The organism is Kitasatospora sp. GP30, from assembly GCF_029892145.1.
Lineage (GTDB): Bacteria > Actinomycetota > Actinomycetes > Streptomycetales > Streptomycetaceae > Kitasatospora > Kitasatospora acidiphila.
This window is the reverse complement of record NZ_JARZAH010000009.1, coordinates 1-21,151: the sequence shown is the minus strand read 5'-3', so window position 1 is coordinate 21,151 and position 21,151 is coordinate 1. Positions and strand designations below refer to the sequence as shown.

Sequence of the window (21,151 nt, the reverse complement as noted above, 5' to 3'; positions counted from 1 at the left end):
CTCAGCTCTCCTCGTCCTCCTGCCGGTCCCGGGCCAGCGACTCCTTCAGCCCGTCCAGCAGGAGGACGAAGTTGTCCAGATCCCCGTTCTGCAGCACTTCGGTCCCCGTGGTCACGCTCGTGTCACTCATGCCGACGACGCTAGCCGCCACCAATCAACAACGGATAAGCGCAACGCCGGACGGCCCGACTACCCTTCGTGACCGACCTTTCCCTCCGGCCGCGATCCGCTAGGCTGTCGGGTGCGCGAGCCCCAGTAGCTCAGGGGATAGAGCACAGCTCTCCTAAAGCTGGTGTCGCAGGTTCGAATCCTGCCTGGGGCACACCATGCGCAGGCCCCCTCGGGTGATCACCTGAGGGGGCCTCAGCCGTTCTGCCACCTGTTGCCGTTGCGCCCCTTGCGGTTGACTGCGAACGCTTTGGGGCGGCGGCCTTCGCCGGGGAGCGGGCCAGTCGGCGCGCTAGGCTGCGGAGCGCGACGTGGGGGACACGGTCGCGAGGGGAGACGGGGGAGACAGAGCATTGGACATCGCGACCCTGAAGAACGCCGACCTGGTGGCCCTGCAGGGGGCTCAGAGCGCCTATGCGCAACTGGTCACCGCGTTCGGCCACCACGTTGACGACTGGCGCAGCCAGGTGACCGGTGGGCTGGACAAGGCGCCGTGGACTGGCAGCACGGCCGTGCAGGTGCGGGGCGATCTCGCCACCTTCGACAGCAAGTTGCAGGCCGCCCACGACGAACTGAACCTGGTCAGCGCGACCTTGGCCGATGCGGAGAAGTCGTTCGCGATCGCCCAGGCGCAGCTGATCCAGGCGCTGGACGACGCCCAGGCCGCGCACCTCACCGTCAACCCCGACGGCAGCATGACCTGGGACAACGAGAAGTCCTCGCCGACCTACGCGGGAGACGACGCGCAGGCGAAGGCCACCGAGATCGGCAGCCGGATCACCCAGGCGCTCGACGAGGCCGCCCAGGCCGACCAGCTGATCTCCTCGCGGCTGAAGCACTTCAACGACAACGCCACCAGCGGCACCGGCCTGGACAGCGCCACCGCCGGGGCGGACCAGCAGACCGAGAACAACCGGGAGAACATCCCCCAGCAGGGCACCGACCCGAACAAGGTCAAGGCCTGGTGGAACGGGCTGACGCCCGCTGAGCAGCAGGACCTGATCAACAACCACCCGCAGGACATCGGCAACCTCGACGGTATCCCGTCGGCCAGCCGCGACCAGGCCAACCGCATCGGCCTGACCCGGATCCAGAGCGATCTGCAGGCCAAGATCGCCGCGCTCGGCCCGGAGCCGCCGATGTTCGACGGGCTGGTCTCCGGCGGCTTCCCGATCCAGACCGGGGCGTACACGGAGTGGAAGCAGAAGCACGACGCGCTGCAAGGCCAGTTGGACCAGTACAACCACATCCAGGACCGCCTGACCGCGGATGACCAGGCCTATGCCAAGGACCCGTCCAGCCACCCCAGGGACTACCTGCTCGGCATCAGCACCCAGGGCCAGGGCCGCGCGATCCTCTCCTTCGGCAACCCGGACACGGCGAAGAACGTCAGCGCGTACGTTCCCGGAGTGACGACCACGCTCGACTCGCTGCGCCCCATGGATCCGAGTCAGACACCCGGTGAGAACGAGGCGGACAACGCCCTGAGCGTCTGGACGGCGGCGGACAGGAGGCCGGGCGGCCATCCGACCGCGTCGATCGTCTGGCTCAACTACGACCCGCCGTCTTCTCTCACGGGCGGTATGGACACCGGAGCGGCGGACGCCGGCGCACCCACCTACGCCAAGTTCCTCACCGGAATCCGGGACACCCACCAGGGCGCGCCGCCGCACGTGACCTCGATCGGTGACAGCTACGGCTCGTACGTCGCCACCGAGTCGGCGAAGCTGGCGGCCGACCAGCCCGGCACCTACAGCCCGCCCGACGACCTCGTGCTCACCGGAAGCCCAGGCGTGCCGGTGGCAAAGGCGTCGGATCTTCACATGAACGGTCATGTGTGGGTGGGTACATCGCCCTTGGACCCGGTCCATCTGATCACCTCGGGTACGCCTGCTGGGTTGGGCCCCGCCGACCCCGCCGACCCTTCATGGGGAGGGAACAACTTCACCGTTGCCAACGGCACCATCGGGGGCCTGGGTGGAGACAACCACACCGCGTATCTGACGCAGCGGGGCGGCCCCTCACTGCCGAACATCGCCAATATCGTCACCGGGAACTACGGTGACGTGAACCTGGAGCCGCCCCGTGAGTGACGGCCGCGAGAAGAAGCGCCGCAAGTGGAGCTGGGCTCTGGTGGCCGTGCTCGTGCCTGTGGCACTGGTCGGCGGCGGTTGCTGGCTGCTCAACGACCACCCGGTGGTCTCCCGGGCCACCGCGATGGCAGAGCTCGACTCGGCAGTGGACGGCTCTCTCGGCGCGATCGATCCGCCGCTGTCCTCAGCCAGCCTGGGTTCTTACGACGTGGCCCCGCATTACCAGTACGGATTCGACCTCAAGTTGCACAGCACCGGTGACGCGAGTTTCAGTCGCGAGCAGGTCGTGCTCACCGACATCGTGCCGGCCAAGTTCGCGACGTTCAGAGAGCAGGAGGAGAAGTACTGGAGAAGCCACGGATACACCGACATCCACGCGAAGACGAACACGACGATGGGCGGCTATCAGCAGCCCGTACTGTCCGCGACGTCGCCCGCAGGCGCAAAGATCGCGGTGACCCTGGGGCATCCGGACCGCGCCAGTGCTGATGTCACAGCCAGCGTGGACTGGGTGGAGTTCGGTAAAGGGGGGGCCTGGCAGAGCCCGCAGCCGCCCGGGCCGAAGGTCGGCGTCGCGGTTGACTGGCCTGTGGTCGACGACCCGTTCTGGTCACACTGAACGCCCCGCCGTTGCCCGTAGGTGTTCGAATCCTGCCTGAGCGCGGCACACGAGGCCCTCTCAGGTAGCCGCCTGAGGGGGCTTCAGTCATGCCGCCGCCGCAGACTGTGATCATCCGTCATCAGCCGTCGTGGCCAAGGGATCGAACGGCCAGTGCGATATAATCCGGCATGGCGTGATGGAAGTTCAGCGCCTGTGCAGCACCGTCCAGGTCGGGTCCGTAGTGCTTTCGCAGTCGATTCCGCCGCGCGTGCGAGCACTGCCACGCCGGGTGTGCCCGCTCTCGGGAATCCAGAGGGCGAGTTCTTCCCACAGGGCGCTACCGGCCGGCGACGATCCGCACCGCCCGCACGAGCCGCGCCAATTCACCGGTACCGGTGTTCCGGCTCCTTTCTGGAGACGACGTGAAAATCCTCCCCGAGATCTCTCGTACGCTGAGTGAGTACCTCCTCATCCCGGGCCTGACCACAGAAGACTGCACTCCGGACAATGTGGATCTCGGGGCGCCGATGGTGCGTCACCAGGTCGGCGAGGAGCCGAGGATCCGGATCGCCACGCCCATGGTGAGCGCCATCATGCAGGCGGTCTCGTCACCGACGCTGGCGGTGGCACTGGCGCAGGTCGGCGGGCTGTCGTTCATCCACCAGAACCAGCAGATCGAGGACCAGGCCGCCGACGTGCTGGCGGTGAAGCGGCACAAGGCCGGCTTCCGCACGAGCGAGGTCACCGTGGCGCCGCAGACGCCGCTCGGCGAGCTCGCCCGGCAGCTGTCCGAGGCCGAGCAGGGCGTGGCGGTGGTCACCCACAGCGGGGACGTGGACGGCGAGTTCCTCGGGATCATCAGCCTCGACGACTTCCACCTGGAGCGCCACGGGGCGTCCGAGACCGCCGGCAACCGGATGCGGGGCCGGGACGGTCTGGTCACCGCGCCGGCCTCGGTCACCCTGTCCGAGGCGAACGAGCTGATCTGGCGGCACCACCTGGACGTGCTGCCGGTGCTTGAGGACGGCCGGGTCGCCTCCCTGGTCCTCAAGCGGGACTACCAGGCCCACAAGACGTACCACCGGGCGACGGTGGACAGCGAGAAGCGTCTGCGGGTGGGCGCCGGTATCAATTCCCGTGACTACAAGGACCGCATTCCCGCCCTGGTGGAGGCCGGCGCGGACGTGCTGTGCCTGGATTCCTCCGACGGCTATTCCGTCTACCAGGCGAAGACCCTCGAATTCGCCCGGGAGACGTACGGGGACGATGCTTTCGTCGGTGCGGGGAATGTCGTCGACGGGCGGGCTTTCCGCTATCTGGCCGACGCGGGCGCGGCGTTCGTGAAGGTCGGTATCGGCGGCGGCGCCATCTGCACCACCCGGGCGCAGAAGGGCATCGGCCGCGGGCAGGCCTCCGCGCTGCTCGCCGTGGTCGAGGCGCGTGACGCCTACGCCCAGGAGACCGGGGTGTACGTGCCGCTGTGCTGCGACGGCGGCCTGCTCAACGACTCGCACATGGCGATGGCGCTGGCGATGGGGGCGGACTTCATCATGCTCGGCCGCTACTTCGCCCGCCTCGACGAGAGCCCGTCGCGCAAGCTCCAGATCGGCGGCCAGTGGTACAAGGAGTACTGGGGTGAGGGCTCGCAGCGCGCGCAGAACGCGGCCCGCTACGGTCAGCGCGGTCAGATGGTCTTCGAGGAGGGCGTCGACGGCTACGTGCCCTACGCCGGCAGCCTGTACGACAACGTGGAGCGGACCCGGGCGAAGCTGATCTCCACGATGATCAGCTGCGGGTCGACGAACCTGCGGGACTTCCACCGGGACGCGGTGCTGGTTCCGGTGTCGGCGGAGTCGTTCAAGCAGACCGGGGCGGAGATCGAGGTCCGCCGGCCCGCGATCGACGCCGGGCAGTGAGCTGATCGGCCGGGCTGCCGTCCGGCCGGGGGCGGCCCCGTGCCACCGGCGTGACTGCCGGTCGGCGCGGGGCCGTTCGCCTGTGCACCACCTGAGGGCGGCCGACGGCGCGCGTAGGGTGGGAGTGGCCGGTTGTTCCCGGGCGCCGTGGTGGTGCCGTGGAGAGGAGGCCTGCGATGGCTCGCGCGGTCGGTATCGATCTCGGAACCACGAACTCGGTGGTGTCCGTCCTGGAGGGCGGCGAGCCCACCGTCGTCGCGAACGCGGAGGGCACCCGCACCACGCCGTCGGTGGTGGCGTTCGCCAAGGGCGGTGAGGTGCTGGTCGGTGAGATCGCCAAGCGGCAGGCAGTGACGAACGTGGACCGCACCGCCCGCTCGGTCAAGCGGCACATGGGCGAGGCCGACTGGCGGTTCCCGGAGAACGGGGACGTGGACGGCAAGCGGTACACCGCGCAGGAGATCTCCGCACGGGTGCTGCAGAAGCTCAAGCGGGACGCGGAGGCGTACCTCGGCGAGCAGGTCACCGACGCGGTGATCACCGTGCCGGCGTACTTCAACGACTCCCAGCGCACCGCCACCAAGGAGGCCGGCGAGATCGCCGGGCTGAAGGTGCTGCGGATCATCAACGAGCCGACCGCCGCTGCCCTGGCCTACGGGCTGGACAAGGAGAAGGAGCAGACGGTGCTGGTCTTCGACCTCGGCGGCGGCACCTTCGACGTGTCGCTGCTGGAGATCGGCGAGGGCCTGGTGGAGGTCAAGGCCACCAACGGCGACACCCACCTCGGCGGTGACGACTGGGACCAGCGGATCGTCGACCACCTGGTCACCCGGTTCAAGAACGCCTACGGGGTGGACCTCTCCAAGGACAAGATGGCGGTGCAGCGTCTGCGGGAGGCTGCGGAGCGGGCCAAGATCGAGCTGTCCGCGGCGACCGAGACGCAGCTCAACCTGCCCTACATCACGGCCTCCGCCGAGGGCCCGCTGCACCTGGACGAGAAGCTCACCCGGACCCAGTTCCAGCAGCTGACCGCCGACCTGCTGGAGCGCTGCAAGAACCCGTTCCACCAGGCCGTGAAGGACGCCAGGATCGACGTGTCGGACATCGACCACGTGGTCCTGGTCGGCGGCTCGACCCGGATGCCCGCGGTGACCGAGCTGGTCAAGGAGCTGACCGGCGGCAAGGAGCCCAACAAGGGCGTCAACCCGGACGAGGTCGTGGCCATCGGTGCCGCGCTGCAGGCCGGTGTGCTGAAGGGCGAGGTCAAGGACGTCCTGCTGCTCGACGTCACCCCGCTGTCCCTGGGCATCGAGACCAAGGGCGGCATCATGACCAAGCTGATCGAGCGCAACACCACGATCCCGACCAAGCGTTCGGAGATCTTCACCACCGCCGAGGACAACCAGCCCTCGGTGCAGGTGCAGGTGTTCCAGGGGGAGCGCGAGATCGCGGCGTACAACAAGAAGCTCGGCATGTTCGAGCTGACCGGCCTGCCGCCGGCGCCGCGCGGCCTGCCGCAGATCGAGGTCACCTTCGACATCGACGCCAACGGCATCATGCACGTCGGCGCCAAGGACCTCGGCACCGGCAAGGAGCAGAAGATGACCGTCACCGGCGGCTCGGCGCTCCCGAAGCAGGACATCGACCGGATGGTCCGCGATGCCGAGGAGTACGCCGCCGAGGACCGCGCCCGCCGCGAGGCCGCCGAGACCCGCAACCAGGCCGAGCAACTCGTCTACACGACCGAGCACTTCATCCGGGACAACCAGGACAGGATCCCCGCCGAGGTGCGGAACGAGGTGGAAGCTGCGGTCGCCGAGCTGAAGGAGCGGCTCAAGGGCGAGGACGGCGCCGCGATCCGCGCCGCGAGCGAGAAGCTCGCCGAGGTCTCCCAGAAGCTCGGCCAGGCCATGTACGGGCAGGCCCAGCCGGGCGCCGGACCCGCGGACGCCGCCGGCGAGCCGGCGGAGGACGAAGTCGTCGATGCCGAGATCGTCGACGACGACAAGCGCAAGGAGTGACCCCGAGCCGGATGGACTCCTCGCGTGAGGCGCCTAGTTGGTGTACTGGGCGGGCGGCGGCGCGATTTCGGCCTGGCCGGGGACGTAGGGCTTGATCCACTTGTTGTAACTCGTCTGCCAGGAGCCGTTGGTGCGGTAGGCCTCCAGGGCCTGGTTGATCCAGGAGGCGAGGTCGCCTTCGCCGAGGGCGGTGGCGATGCCGTACGGCTCGTCGGTGAGCTGGTCGCCGACCACGGCGGTCTGCGGGTCCTGGGCGGCGAGGCCGTAGGCGATGGCGTCGTCGGTCAGGATCGCGTCCGCCTGGCCGAGTTGGAGCTTCACCAGGCAGTCCAGTTCCGAATCGGCCGTCACCAGCGGCTGGGCCACCCGGTACTGCTGGCTGCCCTGCGGAAGCTTCGAGTCTGCGGTCAGGAGGTCGGAGGCGGTGGAGTTGGTGGCCGTGCACACCCGCTTGCCCTTCATCGCGTCCGGCCCTTGTTCACCGGCGTGCGCCTGCGGGCTCGGTACCAGTACCCGCTGCCCGGCCTCGAAGTAGACGGTGGACATGGCCACTTGAGCGCGGCGGTCGCAGTTGATCGTCATGGTGTGCACCACGAAGTCCACGTGCTGGTCTCCGGTGGCATTGAGACGCGGTATCCGCTGGTCGTCGTCGAGCCCGACCCAGTTGATCTTCGGGTTGCCGGGCAGCGACTGGGCGATCGCGCGTGCGATGTCGACGTCGAACCCTGCGGGTTGCCCGTCCGGGCCCAGGAAGCCCCAGTGGTAGTCGTTCAGGTCCACCCCGACGGTGACCGACCCCTTGGCCTGGATCGCCTTGATGGTGGGCCCGGTGGGATCCTCGTGCGGCTGGAACGGGCTCGCCTTGCAGTGGGGGTCGTTGGGGTTCGCCGCCGTCTGCGCGCCTGCCGCGAGCGCCTGCCCGGGCGCCGCTGCCGAGCCGGCGGTGGCGACGGTCCGCGGGCTCGCCGGTCCGGCGGTCATGAGTGCCGCCAGGACCGTTCCGGTGAGTGCCAGTAATCCGGTGGCCGTGTGCAGCCGCATCGGTTCCCCTCCCGCATGCCGTCCCAACTCCTGCCATCAAGTATGGTGCAGGAGTGGAGATATGACGCAGCATCGGAACAACTCGCAAAGCATCCGTGGGTGCTTGGTGAGCGCCGGCAGTCACGCGACGCGGCTTGCGGGCCGAACGGTTCCAGTCGGTCAGTGCACGAGGTACCAGGCGGGGATCGCCAGGCTGAAGAGCCCCATCAGCATCATCAGGCAGCTGCCGGAGCAGCACCCGCCGCCCTCGCGGTACTGCTCCATGCCCCCGTACGAGATCCCCGGGTGTCGTTTCGAGTAGTGGTCGGCCAGCTGGTCCCTGGCCACGGACTGCGGGAGCCAAGGCGTGTGCCAGCCGCACTCGCCACATTCGTTGCGATACTGCCCAGCCATAGTTGAACTATCGTAGTCAGACCGGGAGTTGACAAGGGGACCGGCACGAACTGACACAACCACGCGAACGGGGAGGCAGGATGGCGGCGGCGCGGTGCGCCCCTTGCGGTGGCCGCCGCGCAGCACCAGGGCCGGCGCGGTGTCGTCGTACGCGCCGCAGACGGTCGCCGCCCAGGGGGAGAGGTGCTGCGGCACGGCGAAGGACGGCACCAGCACCCAGCGGGTGCGGTGCCAGGCCCGGCCGCACCGTCAGCAACGCGGGCAGCCGGTCCGGCAGTTGGCCGGCCAGGATGGCCAACCGGCAGGGCTCGCAACCCGGTCGGCGACCAGAGGTACGCGGCCCTGGCCGGGCCGGTGGCCAGTTCGGCGGGGACGTCCGGTTCGGCGGCCCGCATCACGTCGCCGACCAGCGCCACCCGCTCGGCGGCGAAACCGCGCAGCCGGTCCCGCAGCGTGCGCCACTCCTGGAGCACCGACTCCTGCTGCTCGCGGGTCATCCGCCGACTGCGCGTCGACCCGGCCGCCGGGCCCGGTTCCCGGGTGCCCAGCAGCCGCAGGAACCACAGTGCCGGAACATCCGAACCCCTCCTCGGCCGGTCAGCCCACGGTGACCCGGTTGCGCGGCCGGCCGGCGATGGCGGCGTCGCGGTCGGCGATGTCAGCCAGCATCGTCAGGTCGGCCCGGACCTCGCGCAGCACCGCCGAGTCGAGGTCCGCCACCGCCAGCCCGGCCGTGGTCTCGCCCGCGTCGGCCAGCAGGTGCCCGTCCGGCCCCCAGATGGAGCTGCCGCCGCAGGTGTCGAAGTCGCCGGTGGCGCCGATGTGGTTGGCCAGCAGCACGTAGCAGGTGTTGTCCAGCGCCCGGGCCGGGAACCAGACGGCCCGCTGGGTGCGCCCGCCGCCGGTGCCGAACAGGGCGCCGACCAGGTAGGCGTGGCAGCCGTCCAGCGCGGCGGCGCGGGCGTGCTCCGGGAAGCCGGAGTCGTAGCAGATGCCCAGCCCGAGCCGCCAGCCGTCCAGCTCCAGGGTGCAGCCGGCCTCGCCGGCGGCGAAGATCTTGGGCTCCACACCGAACTGGTGCTGCTTGTCATAGCGGGTGAGCAGCGTGCCCTCCGGGCCGAAGACCAGCGCCGAGATCCGCAGCACGCCGGCCGCGTCCCGGGTGGCGGCGCCCAGCACGGCGGCGGTGCCGGTGCGGCGGCAGGCCTCGGTGATCGGGGCCAGCCGGGGGTCGTCCTCGGTCACCGCGTGGCGCACCGGGTCGGCGGCGATCAGCTCCGGCTCGTAGCCGGTGAGGAACTTCTCGGCGAACACCACCAGGCGGGCGCCGTCAGCGGCGGCCTGCTCGATCAGCGCGGCGGCCTGGGCCACATTGGCCTCGACGTCGCCGGCGACGACCAGGGACTGGGCGGCGGCGATCCGCAGCGGGGAGGTGGGGAGGGCGGCGGACATAACCTGAGCAGCTGTCATGTGTGGTCAGCCTATCGCCAGAGCCGCCACCAGCGACAGCTCCCCGGGCCTTAGCGACAGCGCTCGGCCTCAGCGTCGGCGCCGCCGCCCCGCGCCCGCAACGGCCGGCTCGGGCTCCACCGGGAACGGCAGCCGCAGCTTGCGGGCCAGCGGCGCCACCGTGGCGCCGACCCCGAACGGGCGGGCCAGCAGGAAGAGCGAGGCCAGCACCGCCACCGAGCCGACGCCCAGCCCGATCCCGTTGCCCAGCGTCGACACCACCACGCTGCCGCTGCCGAGTGCTCCGGTGACCGCGTCGGCCAGGAAGTGGCCGACCAGCGCACCCGGCAGGCACGCCAGCACCAGGCCCAGGTGCAGCCCGAAGACCCGCCGCCCGTCCAGGCCGCTGTGCATCTGCCCGCGCACCGCCGCCCGCAGTACCTCGGCGCGGTGCTGCGGGTCCTCGGGGGCGGACGGCAGCGAGCGCAGCTTCTTGGCCAGGGCGAAGCCGGTGACCGTCATGTTGACGATGCAGGCGATGCTCTGGGCGGCGGCCATGCCGACGATGATCCAGCGCGGGCTGAAGATCTCGTACGCCAGGAACGAGAAGAGCACGTTGGTGCCCGATCCGACCGCGGTCAGCCAGAACGGGGTCCGCGCGTCACCCATCGAGTAGAAGCCGCGGGCCAGCGCGTACTGCGCGCAGAAGAACGGGATGCCGATGGCGAAGGCGAGCAGCGCCTCCGAGATCACCGCCATCAGCATGGCGTCCTTGTGGCCGTAGCCGTAGGCGAGGTGGGTGATCTGGCCGGAGAAGGCGATGAAGAGCACCGTGGCCGCGATGATCATGGCGGCCGAGTTGCGCAGCACGCGCGCCAGGTCGGCGCCGATCTTCTGCAGGTTGCCCTCGGTGGCGGCCCGGGACATCTGCGGCAGGATCGCCGTCACCATCGAGATGGTGATCACGCCCTGCGGCACCACGAAGAGCTGGTAGGCGTAGGTGTAGGCGGCGTTACCGATGCTCTTGAGTCCGAGCTTGGTGCCCATGTGGTCGACGCTGGTGGTCAGCGCGGTGATCTCGGTGAACGCCACCTGGGTGACCACCACGAGCAGCAGGGCCCAGGTGGCCGATTTGATCGGTGCGCCGAGCCCGGATCCCCGCCAGTCGAAGCGCGGTGTCCACTTGAACTTGGCGGCCTTCAGCGAGGGCAGCAGACCCAGCGCCTGGACCACCACGCCCAGCGCGGTACCGATGCCCAGCAGCATGGCCTGTCCGCTGGTGACCCTGCCGGTGCCGTCGTTCTGACCGCCGACCGCCATGTAGAGGCCGAAGACCGCGATCGCCACCACATTGTTGAGGATCGGCGTCCACATCATGGCGGCGAACTTGTTGCGAGCGGTGAGCACCTGGCCCAGCAGGGTGAAGAGCCCGTAGAAGAAGATCTCGGTCAGGCAGTAGCGGGCCAGGGTGATGGTCAGGGACCGATCGGTGCCGGTCCAGTCAGGGGCGTAGATGCTGACCAGCCAAGGCGCGATGAGCACCGCGACCACGGTGAGCAAGCCCAGTGCGAGCGTGCACAGGGTGAGCAGGCGATCGGTGTAGGCGATACCGCCGTCCTTGTCCTGCTTGGCGGCCCGGACCAGCTCGGGGACGAAGATCGACTGGAGTGCGCCACCGATCAGCATGGTGAACACGATGTTGGGCAGGGTGTTGGCCACGTTGAAGGCACTGCCGAGGTTCGCGCCGCCGAGCGCGGCGACCAGCACGGCGCTGCGCACGAAGCCGAGCCCGCGCGACGCCAGCGTGCCGACCGCCATGATCAGGCTGTTGCGGTTGTTGGTCGCTTCCTCGGACTGCGCCGGCTCGGCCTCGGGCTCGGCGGCACCCTCCCGCTGCTTGGGCAGCCCGGGGGCGGCCGGCGGTGCCGGGTACGGGTCCTGGGCCGTGATGGTGCGCAGCGTCATGGTCGGCGGGTCGTTGAAGGTGTGCGGCAGTCCGTAGTCAGGGGGCAGCTGGTAGGGCTCGGAGACGTGGAACTCCTGCGCGTGCTGCGGCCCCGGGTACGGCTGGTACTGCGGGTACTGCTGCGGCTGTTGGGGCGCCTGCTGTGCCTGCGGCTGCTGCGGCCACTGCTGCTGGTAGCCGGCGTTCGGGTCCTGGTACGGGTCGCCGTACTGCTCCGGGGTCGCCTGGTACTGCGAGTAGGCCTCCTGCGGCGGCGGGTACCCGTAGCCGGGCTGCTCATAGCCGGGGAGCTGCTGCGGCGGCTGGTCATAGCTCGCCTGCTGCTCGTAACCCGGCTGGTGCTCGTAGCCGTACTGGACGAACTGGTCGTGCTGCTCCGGCTGGCCCTGCGCCGGCATCGCCGGATGCGGCTGTGGAGCCGCCCCGAACGACTCGGGCTCACCGTACGAACCGTACGGCTCGCCTGCCGTGTGCGTGGTCATCGGACTCCGTAGCTCGGTTGCCTGGGCAGGTGCTGCTGCGGGGCGCCGCAGTGCAGGTGCTCGGTTCCCCGAGCCGGGCGTACGTACACCCAGCCGAAACAGTCTGCCCTACCCGGGCACTTCATGGGGAACCGAGTGCCGTGTGGCACGGGTCTCGGGGGCGCGATCCGGACGTTTCTGCAGCTGGGAAGCGGCTGGGCACTTCCGGCGAATTGGGCGGATTTACTTGGGCTTTGGGATACTTTGTCCCGATTTCCACCACCCGAGAATTGATCATGAGCGCCAATTCGAGTGACTGTACCCCGACTGTCGGTGTGCGCAGAGCACTCGTGTGAGCTATCTCACTGATCGTCAGCTGCCCGGCCGGGCCTGGTGATCATCAGACGTCCGGCCGGCTGATCGACAACCGTCCGATCTCAGCTGTCTGATGAGTCCAGGTACTCGGGCTCCGGGAGCTCGGGGAACGGTACGGCGGATGCCAGCACGCTCTGCACCCGCGGCCTGGTACGCCAGTTCACCCGCCGCACGTCCCGCGAGAGCGCCCCCGGTCGCCACAGCTCCACAGCCACCGTGGTGCCGCCCAGCACCGCGGCGGCCAGCAGCCAGCCGCCCAGCACATCGCTGGGCCAGTGCACGCCGAGCGCGATCCTGGTGAACCCGACCAGCACGCTGGCCAGCACCGCCACCGTGGAGCAGGCGATCCGGGCCGGCCGGTCGACCCGGGGCCAGACCAGCGCGACCAGGGTGGCGCCGGTGATCGCGGCGGCCATCGCATGGCCGGACGGGAACGCCGGGTCCGGGGCGAACGCCACCGGATCCGGCCAACTGGGCCGCGGCCGGTCCACGGCCAGCTTCATCGCCCACTGCACGCCCCAACCCACCAGGGCCTGGGCGGCGGTCCAGCCGGCCAGGGTGCGGGCGCCGATCGCCCACAGCCAGGCGGCGGCCATGCCGAGCAGGCCGCGCATGATCACCGGACCGCCGAGCGTGGTGATCGTCTGCATGGAGGCGGTGAACGCCGTGTGGCTGCGGGCGTACCGGTGTAGTCCGTCCGTCCACGCGTGGTCCAGGTGTGCCAGCGGACCCCAGCCGGCCTCGACCAGGCAGAGCAGCAGGCTGAACAGCGTCAGCGCGCCGAACGCGACCACCGCGTAGCGCGGCAGACGGGCGCGCAACGTCGGCTGCGCCTCCTGGGAGCGGCGGTCCCCGCCAGTGGTCAGGTGCATGTCTGTCACCTTCCCAGGCGGGCGAGACGATCCGATGGGCGATGCATCGCGATTCGGCATCTTTTGCGCGGCTACGGCGTTGGAGCCATGGCGGGGACCGGAACGTCCCATGAAAACGGGCCCAACGCAGCGCCCGCGCCCACGCTTTGTGTGCAACTCGTCGCAGAGCGTCCAACTCCGTCGTGAAAGCGCGCAGGATACTGCATCGCCGGAAGAACCCGGGGCGACTTGGGAATTCTGTCCGGATTCTGTTCGTTGGATCGTTACGTGCGAGGCCCCCGGGGTCCCGCATCGCAGTCAGGCGTGTCGTCGTCTCACACACCGCCGCGAGACCAGACCCGGGCATCAACAGCAAGGGAGCAAGCATGGCCACCCGTGCCGTCGTTCGCGACAGGGCCGACCGGACTCGTACGGCCCGCCCGACCAACCTCGAGGCCGACCGCGACCTGGTCGGCATGTACCTCGACGAGATCGCCAGGACGCCCCTCCTCGATGCCGCCGAGGAGGTTGAGCTGTCGCTGCGCATCGAAGCCGGCGTGTACGCCCAGCACCTGCTGGAGCAGGCCGACGACGGCGAGGCCCCGCTGCCTGAGGGCGTCACCCGCGAGGAGTTGGAGGCGATAGCCGCCGACGCTGAGCGGGCCAAGGACGTCTTCATCCGTTCCAACCTGCGCCTGGTGGTCGCGGTCGCCCGGCGCTACCCGCGCAGTGGCCTGCCGTTGCTCGATCTGATCCAGGAGGGCAACGCCGGCTTGGTCCGCGCGGTGGAGAAGTTCGACTACGCCAAGGGCTTCAAGTTCTCCACCTACGCGACCTGGTGGATCCGCCAGGCGATCACCCGCTCGATCGCCGACCAGTCGCGCACCATCCGGCTGCCCGTCCACCTGGTCGAGGAGCTCGGCCGGATCCGCCGGGTGCAGCGCGAGAAGTCCAAGGAGCTGGGCCGCGAAGCCGACCCGGCCGAGATCGCGGCCGAGCTCGACACCACCGAGGAGCGCATCAAGGACGTGCTCGACTGGGCGCGCGACCCGGTCAGCCTCAACATGGCGGTCGACGACGAGGGCGAGACCCAGTTCGGCGACCTCGTCGAGGACACCGGAGCCGTCTCCCCGGAGGACGCGGTGATGGTGATGCTGCGCCGCGAGGAGCTGGACGACTTGATCGGCCGGCTCGACGATCGCACCGCCTCCATCATCCGCTCCCGCTACGGCATGGAGGACGGCCGCGAGCGCACCCTCACCGAGGTCGGCAAGCAGCACGGTCTGACGCGTGAGCGGATCCGCCAGATCGAGAAGCACGCGCTCGCCGAACTGAAGAAGATCGCCGGGCACTCGGGCTTCGAGGCCGCCTGACGGGTGTCAGAACGTGCCGGTGCCCCGACCCCCCTCCAAGTGGGAGCCGGGACACCGTCGTGTGGGTTCAGCTAGCAGTCCGGGTCAGTTGCCGATCGCGCCGCCCCAGACGGCGTTGCCGACCGGGCACCTGAGCCCGAAGTTCCACTCGCCGCCGTAGTACACGCTGGAGATGTAGCGCACGCCGTTCGAGCAGTCGACGTAGGGGCGGTAGCTGTTGCCGTTGCACGTCTCGTAGAACCAGGCCCCGTTGGTGCGGCCGTTCCAGCAGCTGAGGCTCTGCGGCGCGTGGGCCTCACCGGAGACCGCCGGCTCCGCCTCCGCCGCGGTGGCCGACGGGTCGCTCGGCGTGGCCGTGGCGGTCGAGGGCGTGGCGGTCGAGGCGTACGAGCTCGCGCCGACGGGCTGCGCCTGGATGGTCGCCAGCGGCTCGTCCGCCGCGTTCGCGACCGGGCTGAACGCGCCGACGGCCGCGAAGGCGAGGATCGTCGTGGTGCCGATCGCGCCCAGCGTCTTCCTGAATGCCATGTCGTTGCACTTTCCTTTGGGACTTCACTGGTGTTGATGCATCGACAGGGGGCGCCCGCCTGCGGATCCGCCCTGGATCGCCAGGGCGGAAGCCACGTTAGGTCGGCCGTTCCGGGCGGGTGGGCGGACACGCCGGGGGAATGCTACGCATACGCTTGATTGGCTCTGGTCAGCGCGGGATGCGGTGCTTGACGGCCTGGACGAAGGCGGCGAGGCCCTCGGGGGTGAAGGCGAGGGCGGGGCTGCCGGGGTTCTTGGAGTCGCGGAGGGGGACGACGCCGAGCGCGATGTACGCCGGGGCCCACTCGATGCACTCGCCGCCGCTCTGGCTGTGGGTGGACTTGCGCCAGATGGTGTTCATGCTCGAACTCGCGCTCGCTGATTGGAGGGTGGGTGCTCTATCAGTAACCGAACGACGACATGGAGAAACCCTCTGGCCCATGACCTGAGGGTCTCCTGTTCTGCTGGCAGTTCAGATGGTGCCGAAGGTGCCGTTCTTCACGCCCTGGACGAAGGCGGCGAAGCCCTCGGGGGCGAAGGTGAGGGCGGGACCCCCCGGGTTCTTGGAGTCGCGGACCGGGACGACACCCTGCGCGGCGAATGCCGGGGCCCACTCGATGCAGTTGCCGCCGGTCTGGCTGTAGGACGACTTCACCCACCTGGCTTCGGCAAAGTTGATGCTCATTCAAGTCCCTTTCGGACAGTGTGGATTACGTCGAGCGAAGCCACCGTGGAGAGCGACTCCACCACCAGCTGATCGTAGTCTCTCTCCCAGTTGGCACACATGACGCGGCCGCGCTCCAGGTACCCGCGCGCATGGGTCTCGCCGTAACCGACCACCGACCGGTCCGGCAAGGTCAGCAGCACAATGGGGAAGGTAAAGGGAGCCAGCTCCCCCAGGCTCAGGGGTGCGACTTGCACCGTGATGTTGGGTCGATCTGCCAACTCGATCACGTGATCCAACTGGCGCGCCATCACCTTGGGGCCCCCGATGAGGCGGTTGATGCAACCCTCATCGACCACCGCGTGAATGCGTGGCGGATCGGCACGGTTGAGCACGCGCTTCTGTCGGACGGCGAGGAAGGCGACGGCCTCCTCGGCCTGGACTTTGGTGATGCTTCCGCGTCGCACGGCCGCCATCGCCAGCGCCTCGGCGTACTCCGGGGTCTGGAAAAGCCCTGGGATGAGCGAAATCTCGAACGTCCGAAGCCGCCGGCACCGCCCCTCGGCGTCCGTGAACTCCTCGACGCCCTCCAGCAGGCTCGCGCGGTCGATCCGGCGCCACAGGCCGTAGAACGCCTGCCCGGTATCGAAGACTTCGTCGGCCTTCACCGCGAAGTACTTTGTGGGGGAGCGCTGTCCCCTTTCGAGGTACGAGATCAGCGTGTTCGAGTAACCCATGCGCCTGGCCAGTTCGTCCTGGGACCAACCGCGCTGCCGCCGCAGCCTGCGCAGTTCCGTGCCGAAGCGCAGAACCGGAGATGACGTCACGTCAGTTGCCTGTTCGGACATACCTGATACCACCCCTTCACGTGACGAGATTGTCAACGTGGAAACACTGGAGATCGTACGGTGCGGTGACGATCCTGAGTAGTGGCTCGACTACTGAAAGGAGTCGTAAGGACCGCGCGTACTTCCCCTTCGCACCCTCCCCGGGCGCCCTACGCCCCCCAACTCGGGGAGCTTGTCCGGGATCTCACCACCGGACGCGTCGGGACCTATATGGGCCCCGGCTACGAGAAGCATCCCACCGTCTACCTCCGGCCCCCGCGAGGCGGCTACCAGTGGGAGGTCCCTGCCTCCAAGATCGAACCCGTCGGCAACGTGCGGTGACGCTCCGCGGCAACCCGAGGTTGTCGTTCGCCTGCTGCACCAGACAAGCCGCGACCCGTTCCCGCTGCGGTTCCCCCAGCCCCGCGTACTCCCTGCTCAGCTCGAACCTGATCCAGTAGTCCGCCTCCTCAAACAGCTCCCCGGCCCGCTCCACCGCGCCCTGATCACCGTCCCGCGCCCGGTCGATCGCCTCCTCAAGAGCGGCTCGCAGCGCATTCCTGCCCACCGCCGTCATGTTCAAATGACCTTCCTGGCCTGCCTGTTCATCGGACCGCACGGACAGTAGCCGACGCATCGGACAACAACACCGCTGCCATCGGCCCAGGTTGAAGTCGAACCGCAGAGTTCGAGGGCTGCTACAGCCTCACTCACCACGCCAGATGGTGTCGAACCCCGTGATCTCCATCGAACTCCGCCTTGTCGTCAGAGGATCCTCGACTTGTCCCCATCGATCAGGAGGACTTGCCCATCACGCAGGGTGCGATGCAGGGTGCCGTTCGCCCGGTAGTGCTCGGCGACTCGCCCGCAGAGCTCCGTCTCGTGGTGCCCGGGGGAATCAACGTGCGGGACGAAGGCGTGGTCGAGAATGCCCAGCCCGCCCCAGACCGGCTCCTCACCCCAGGTCTCGGTGACGTTCTGCGGGACGTCGCAGAGCTCCAGGCCGCGCAGGCTCGGCGCCAGCACGCAGGAGCCGGCGCTGTATCCCGCGTAGACGATCGAGTCCTCGCGAAGCCGCGCCGTCAGTGCGGCGTCAGCCCCGCTGCGGGCCATCGCGTACCGCAGCACGAACGCATTGCCGCCACGGACCCAGACGGCCGGAAACGCGGCGAGCGCGGAGTCGACCTCGCCCCCGGGTCGGTCGAAGAACTCCCGGAGATCAAACTCCCGGGGCCGGAAGCCGAGCCCGGCCAAGGCGCTCATCTCAAGCTCGACATCGGCTCGGCGGACCTCGGCCGGCGCGGAGTCCATGGCATTCGCGATCACGGCGATCTCCCCGGGCTCCGCCCCGAGCAGCCCGAGCAGCCTGTCCGGGTGGTCGCCGATGCGGAACGACGAGAGATAGAGGCGCATTGACGGACCCTAGCGCGGCCCCTGGAGTCCTGGCCTCGAATTGTCGGGCGGCACCACGGGGTCCTACGTTGACGACGATGAGTCCCGGTAGCGAGGCAGCGGTCGGCGAACGACTGCACCAACGCGGCTGGCGCAAGGCGTTCACCGTGACGGAGATGGTGGACAAGTGGGCCTGGCTGGTCGGCGAGGTCGATGACGACGGCCTGGCCCTTGACCGGTTCCACAAGATCCCCCACCCCGACCTGTGGTGGTGGCGACGACACCCACGCACCCTGACCGGAGACCTCGGCCGCTCGCTCCGCTCCGCCGGCGCCACCGGTGCCTGACCTTTCCGACATCCACCACCCGATCTCGCCCCACAATCGAGGGGCTACCGGACAGCGTCTTGGGGCCGCAGAGACAGGGAACTGCCGCTCGGGGCGATCGTGATGGCGGTCATTGGCATTCTCCCTGGATGATGCGCCGGAAGTCCTCCACAACACTTCGCGAGAACTCGTCCTCTGCCGGCCTCTCCGGGGTCACGATCGACACGAGGAAGAACTCCGACAGCCTCAACTCGGCCCCAAGGGCGGCAGATTCCATGGCGCCGTCATACTCCTCGGCATCGATGGACTGCAGCTGAGCGCCGATCCACGACTGGTAGTACTTGTAGAAGAGGCAGAATGGCCCTTCGCCGTTGGCGTCCAGGGCATACCCGTTCTGCTCCCAGAAGTCCTCCATCTCGGCCCCGCTTGAAAACGCCAGGCACTCCGCGTCCTCCGCTTCAGGGTCGACCGATGGGCGCCAGTCCGAACCGAATGCCTCGGCAACCGGTACCCCGTTGAAGTACAGCGACGGCCACCTCTCACACTGCAGCCGAATGAATCGGGCGACTCGCTCCTTGAACGAGACGTCAACGATGAACGCTGTACCGAACCCCGTGATCTCCATCAGATCCCTCCAGAAGGCTTGGGCGACAAGGTGGGGGCGCTACGGGAGCAGAGGGAGCACGTCTGCCCACTCCTTCAAGCGCTCGTCGAACTCGTTGCCGCCGGCGCTACGCATGGCCAGCAGGGCTGGGAATGCCAGGCTCTTCGCGTACCGCAGGCGGCGGATGAGGGAGATGTCGAGGCTGTGCCAGCGAGGGGCGAGTTCCCGTGCTTCGCCGGCCGCCATGGGCACCTCGTCGAGAAACAGGCGGGCGATCCTCGCCGGGGCGAGGAGGTCGACGTTCGGATCGGCTGGAACCTGCTGCAGCAGCGCGGCCGAGAGGTTCAGCCGTCGAATCACCGTCTCCCGATGGTCGATCGCGCCAGAGGCAACCGCTGACTCAAGGGCATGGTCGAGCGCCGCCGAGCACCGTCGCCAGGAATCCCCGGCAAGCTCGGCGCACCCACGGGCCAGGAGCATGGTCAGCAGCTGGACCACACCCAGCCATTCCCCCGAGGCCAGATCAGCTGGCGCCGGAGTGCGTGACGCCAACATCTGCGAGAGCCCGAGCAGGTCGAGTTCCGCGAACCGTCCGAGACCTGGCCTGTCGTCTGCCGCATCCACCACATCCGTCACCCCGTCCCCTGTTCCCCGCCCTGGCGCCGCACGCCTCGCCGGCCTCGCACGGTAGCTCAGAACACCAACGCCGGAGGCGGGCTTCCGCACCTCATCCGGCCCACTCCTCCCCGGTGGCGGCCTTCTCCAGGGCGGCGGCCCAGCGGCTCCCCGGGGAGGACTGGCCCAGATGAGGGACGCGCCGGGTCGCGACTACCCGCTCGGCTCGCAGTACCAGCCGGATGAGCGCGCACCGCAGATGACGCCTGCCCAGCTGACCGCCGTCCGTGACGCGGCCGTGTCCGTCGCCGGCCGGCGCGGGGTGCACCGGTTCGACGACGTCCTCATCTACAACGAGTCGCGCCGGCGCGACATGTACCGCCTGCTGGCCCGCGGCCTGACGCACAAGGCCCTCGGCCGCCTCAAGCCGAAGGCGGCGGCCGGCCGGTGAGGTGGCGCGCGATCCGGGCGGCCACCCCGGAGAAGCGGGACCAGGCTGCCAACCGGAAGCGCCTGGGACGCGTATTTAGTCGCGATCAAGAGGTCGGCGTCGTGGCTGACAGGCCGGCCGCCCTTGCTGCCCAGGCCAGCCAACGTGCCGTGGCGGCAGCGGACGCCCTGTCCGGGAGGACGGCGATGGGCGTCCTAGCGCGGGCTCTGGTCAGGGCAGCGGACTGTCCTGCTCGGCATGACCCCAGGGGTGCGGGATCCGCAGGGCGGCGCGTAAGCGGACCTTGCCGGACTCCACTCAGGACCCAGGCGGACGCCCTCGCGCGACCTCGCCAGCCGGCTCATGCCCCAGCACCATCGGCGACTGCACCGGCGGGGTTTGCTTCTGCCCGGGGTAGAGGCGTAGTGTCCTCTGGTCGCTCGACTGGGAGCACCGGACACGCATCTGCGCGGACGGTCCCGGGGTGACCAATCCCTTGGAACACCACTTCTGATCTGCAGCGGATCGCGTTCTGTCGCGTGTTCGCGTGAATCGTCGTGCATGTTTTTCTGGATTGCGGCCGGATTCGCTTTTCGGGGCGGAGCTGAGCTAAAGTTCAACACGTCGGACGGGCCGTCAGGTCCGATACGGCGAAGGCCTCCTGAGGCCGAAGCGGTGCGGAAGACCTGGTAAGGTTGGAAACACCGAGAGCGAGTCGGAAAAAGCCGGAAGGCGGATCTGATAAGCTCGGAGAGAAGTAAGAACGAAGCGCCCGAAGGGGCCACGGAAGTGGCTGCGAAGGAAGCGTCCGTTCCTTGAGAACTCAACAGCGTGCCAAAAGTCAACGCCAGATATGTTGACATCCCCGGCCTTGATCCTGATGGATCGGGGTTGGAGATTCCTTTTGAAGTAAACACTAGCGAGGACGCAGTGCACGGGGCCGCCCTATTCCGGTGGTTGCTGTGCCGCTCTGCGCGAGTGCTCGCTCGATTACGAGCAGACATTCACGGAGAGTTTGATCCTGGCTCAGGACGAACGCTGGCGGCGTGCTTAACAC

The 21,151-nt window shown here is 68.8% G+C and carries 20 protein-coding genes and 1 tRNA gene; 8 read left to right on the top strand and 13 right to left on the bottom strand.

The window, feature by feature from the left end; all coding sequences use genetic code 11:
- Window position 1: 1 nt before the first annotated feature.
- Window positions 2-130 (bottom strand): hypothetical protein, encoded by a 129-nt coding sequence (locus P3T35_RS15975; protein ID WP_267286699.1) that lies wholly within the window; start codon window positions 128-130, stop codon window positions 2-4.
- Between the two features lie 119 nt (window positions 131-249).
- Here P3T35_RS15975 and P3T35_RS15970 point away from each other — a divergent pair.
- The 5 genes from P3T35_RS15970 to dnaK all read left to right on the top strand — a co-directional run bounded on the left by P3T35_RS15970 (window position 250) and on the right by dnaK (window position 6,799).
- Window positions 250-322: transfer RNA gene (locus P3T35_RS15970), tRNA-Arg, on the top strand.
- 199 nt (window positions 323-521) lie between these two features.
- A complete protein-coding gene (locus tag P3T35_RS15965) occupies window positions 522-2,261 on the top strand; it encodes an alpha/beta hydrolase (RefSeq protein WP_101381863.1) in 1,740 nt (579 codons plus the stop codon).
- The gene (locus tag P3T35_RS15960; RefSeq protein WP_101381864.1) at window positions 2,254-2,880 is read left to right on the top strand and encodes a hypothetical protein; all 627 of its coding nucleotides are present in this window, start codon (window positions 2,254-2,256) and stop codon (window positions 2,878-2,880) included. The genes P3T35_RS15965 and P3T35_RS15960 overlap by 8 nt, the downstream gene beginning before the upstream one ends.
- A 377-nt stretch (window positions 2,881-3,257) precedes the next feature.
- Entirely contained in the window at window positions 3,258-4,778 is a 1,521-nt protein-coding gene (locus P3T35_RS15955; protein WP_348533415.1) for an IMP dehydrogenase, read from the top strand.
- Between the two features lie 176 nt (window positions 4,779-4,954).
- Window positions 4,955-6,799: a molecular chaperone DnaK gene (gene dnaK / locus P3T35_RS15950; RefSeq protein ID WP_101381866.1), complete on the top strand. Its 1,845-nt coding sequence runs from the start codon at window positions 4,955-4,957 to the stop codon at window positions 6,797-6,799.
- A 33-nt stretch (window positions 6,800-6,832) separates the two neighbouring features.
- On the opposite strand, the gene P3T35_RS15945 is transcribed toward dnaK, so the two are convergent.
- The 5 genes from P3T35_RS15945 to P3T35_RS15925 all read right to left on the bottom strand — a co-directional run bounded on the left by P3T35_RS15945 (window position 6,833) and on the right by P3T35_RS15925 (window position 13,356).
- Window positions 6,833-7,840: a transporter substrate-binding domain-containing protein gene (locus P3T35_RS15945; RefSeq protein WP_101381867.1), complete on the bottom strand. Its 1,008-nt coding sequence runs from the start codon at window positions 7,838-7,840 to the stop codon at window positions 6,833-6,835.
- Window positions 7,841-7,999: 159 nt separating this feature from the next.
- Window positions 8,000-8,167: a hypothetical protein gene (locus tag P3T35_RS15940; RefSeq protein WP_280706390.1), complete on the bottom strand. Its 168-nt coding sequence runs from the start codon at window positions 8,165-8,167 to the stop codon at window positions 8,000-8,002.
- A gap of 663 nt (window positions 8,168-8,830) precedes the next feature.
- Entirely contained in the window at window positions 8,831-9,703 is an 873-nt protein-coding gene (locus P3T35_RS15935) for a carbon-nitrogen hydrolase family protein (protein WP_280706387.1), read from the bottom strand.
- Window positions 9,704-9,772: 69 nt separating this feature from the next.
- Complete coding sequence (gene murJ, locus P3T35_RS15930) at window positions 9,773-12,130, bottom strand: murein biosynthesis integral membrane protein MurJ (RefSeq protein ID WP_101381870.1); 2,358 nt, start codon at window positions 12,128-12,130, stop codon at window positions 9,773-9,775.
- Between the two features lie 416 nt (window positions 12,131-12,546).
- On the bottom strand, window positions 12,547-13,356 hold the full coding sequence (locus P3T35_RS15925) for a phosphatase PAP2 family protein (protein ID WP_180356553.1): 810 nt from the start codon (window positions 13,354-13,356) through the stop codon (window positions 12,547-12,549).
- Between the two features lie 365 nt (window positions 13,357-13,721).
- Between P3T35_RS15925 and P3T35_RS15920 the strand changes: the two genes are divergently transcribed.
- On the top strand, window positions 13,722-14,708 hold the full coding sequence (locus tag P3T35_RS15920) for a sigma-70 family RNA polymerase sigma factor (protein ID WP_101381872.1): 987 nt from the start codon (window positions 13,722-13,724) through the stop codon (window positions 14,706-14,708).
- Between the two features lie 84 nt (window positions 14,709-14,792).
- Here the strand turns inward: P3T35_RS15920 and P3T35_RS15915 are convergent, their stop codons facing one another.
- The 5 genes from P3T35_RS15915 to P3T35_RS15895 all read right to left on the bottom strand — a co-directional run bounded on the left by P3T35_RS15915 (window position 14,793) and on the right by P3T35_RS15895 (window position 18,140).
- Window positions 14,793-15,236, bottom strand: coding sequence for a hypothetical protein (locus P3T35_RS15915; RefSeq protein ID WP_101381873.1), 444 nt, complete (start codon window positions 15,234-15,236; stop codon window positions 14,793-14,795).
- Window positions 15,237-15,405: 169 nt separating this feature from the next.
- Entirely contained in the window at window positions 15,406-15,597 is a 192-nt protein-coding gene (locus P3T35_RS15910; RefSeq protein WP_101381874.1) for a DUF397 domain-containing protein, read from the bottom strand.
- Between the two features lie 111 nt (window positions 15,598-15,708).
- Entirely contained in the window at window positions 15,709-15,921 is a 213-nt protein-coding gene (locus P3T35_RS15905; protein ID WP_101381875.1) for a DUF397 domain-containing protein, read from the bottom strand.
- Window positions 15,918-16,748, bottom strand: coding sequence for a helix-turn-helix transcriptional regulator (locus tag P3T35_RS15900; RefSeq protein WP_101381876.1), 831 nt, complete (start codon window positions 16,746-16,748; stop codon window positions 15,918-15,920). The genes P3T35_RS15905 and P3T35_RS15900 overlap by 4 nt, the downstream gene beginning before the upstream one ends.
- A 744-nt stretch (window positions 16,749-17,492) precedes the next feature.
- A complete protein-coding gene (locus tag P3T35_RS15895; protein WP_101381877.1) occupies window positions 17,493-18,140 on the bottom strand; it encodes a Type 1 glutamine amidotransferase-like domain-containing protein in 648 nt (215 codons plus the stop codon).
- A gap of 77 nt (window positions 18,141-18,217) precedes the next feature.
- On the opposite strand from P3T35_RS15895, the gene P3T35_RS15890 reads away from it, so the two are divergent.
- A complete protein-coding gene (locus tag P3T35_RS15890) occupies window positions 18,218-18,466 on the top strand; it encodes a hypothetical protein (RefSeq protein WP_101381878.1) in 249 nt (82 codons plus the stop codon).
- Window positions 18,467-18,575: 109 nt separating this feature from the next.
- On the opposite strand, the gene P3T35_RS15885 is transcribed toward P3T35_RS15890, so the two are convergent.
- Together P3T35_RS15885 and P3T35_RS15880 are read right to left on the bottom strand one after the other, a co-directional pair.
- Window positions 18,576-19,070: a hypothetical protein gene (locus P3T35_RS15885; protein ID WP_101381879.1), complete on the bottom strand. Its 495-nt coding sequence runs from the start codon at window positions 19,068-19,070 to the stop codon at window positions 18,576-18,578.
- 39 nt (window positions 19,071-19,109) lie between these two features.
- Entirely contained in the window at window positions 19,110-19,685 is a 576-nt protein-coding gene (locus P3T35_RS15880; RefSeq protein ID WP_101381880.1) for a hypothetical protein, read from the bottom strand.
- Between the two features lie 169 nt (window positions 19,686-19,854).
- On the opposite strand from P3T35_RS15880, the gene P3T35_RS15875 reads away from it, so the two are divergent.
- Complete coding sequence (locus tag P3T35_RS15875) at window positions 19,855-20,115, top strand: hypothetical protein (protein ID WP_101381881.1); 261 nt, start codon at window positions 19,855-19,857, stop codon at window positions 20,113-20,115.
- Window positions 20,116-21,151: the final 1,036 nt, after the last annotated feature.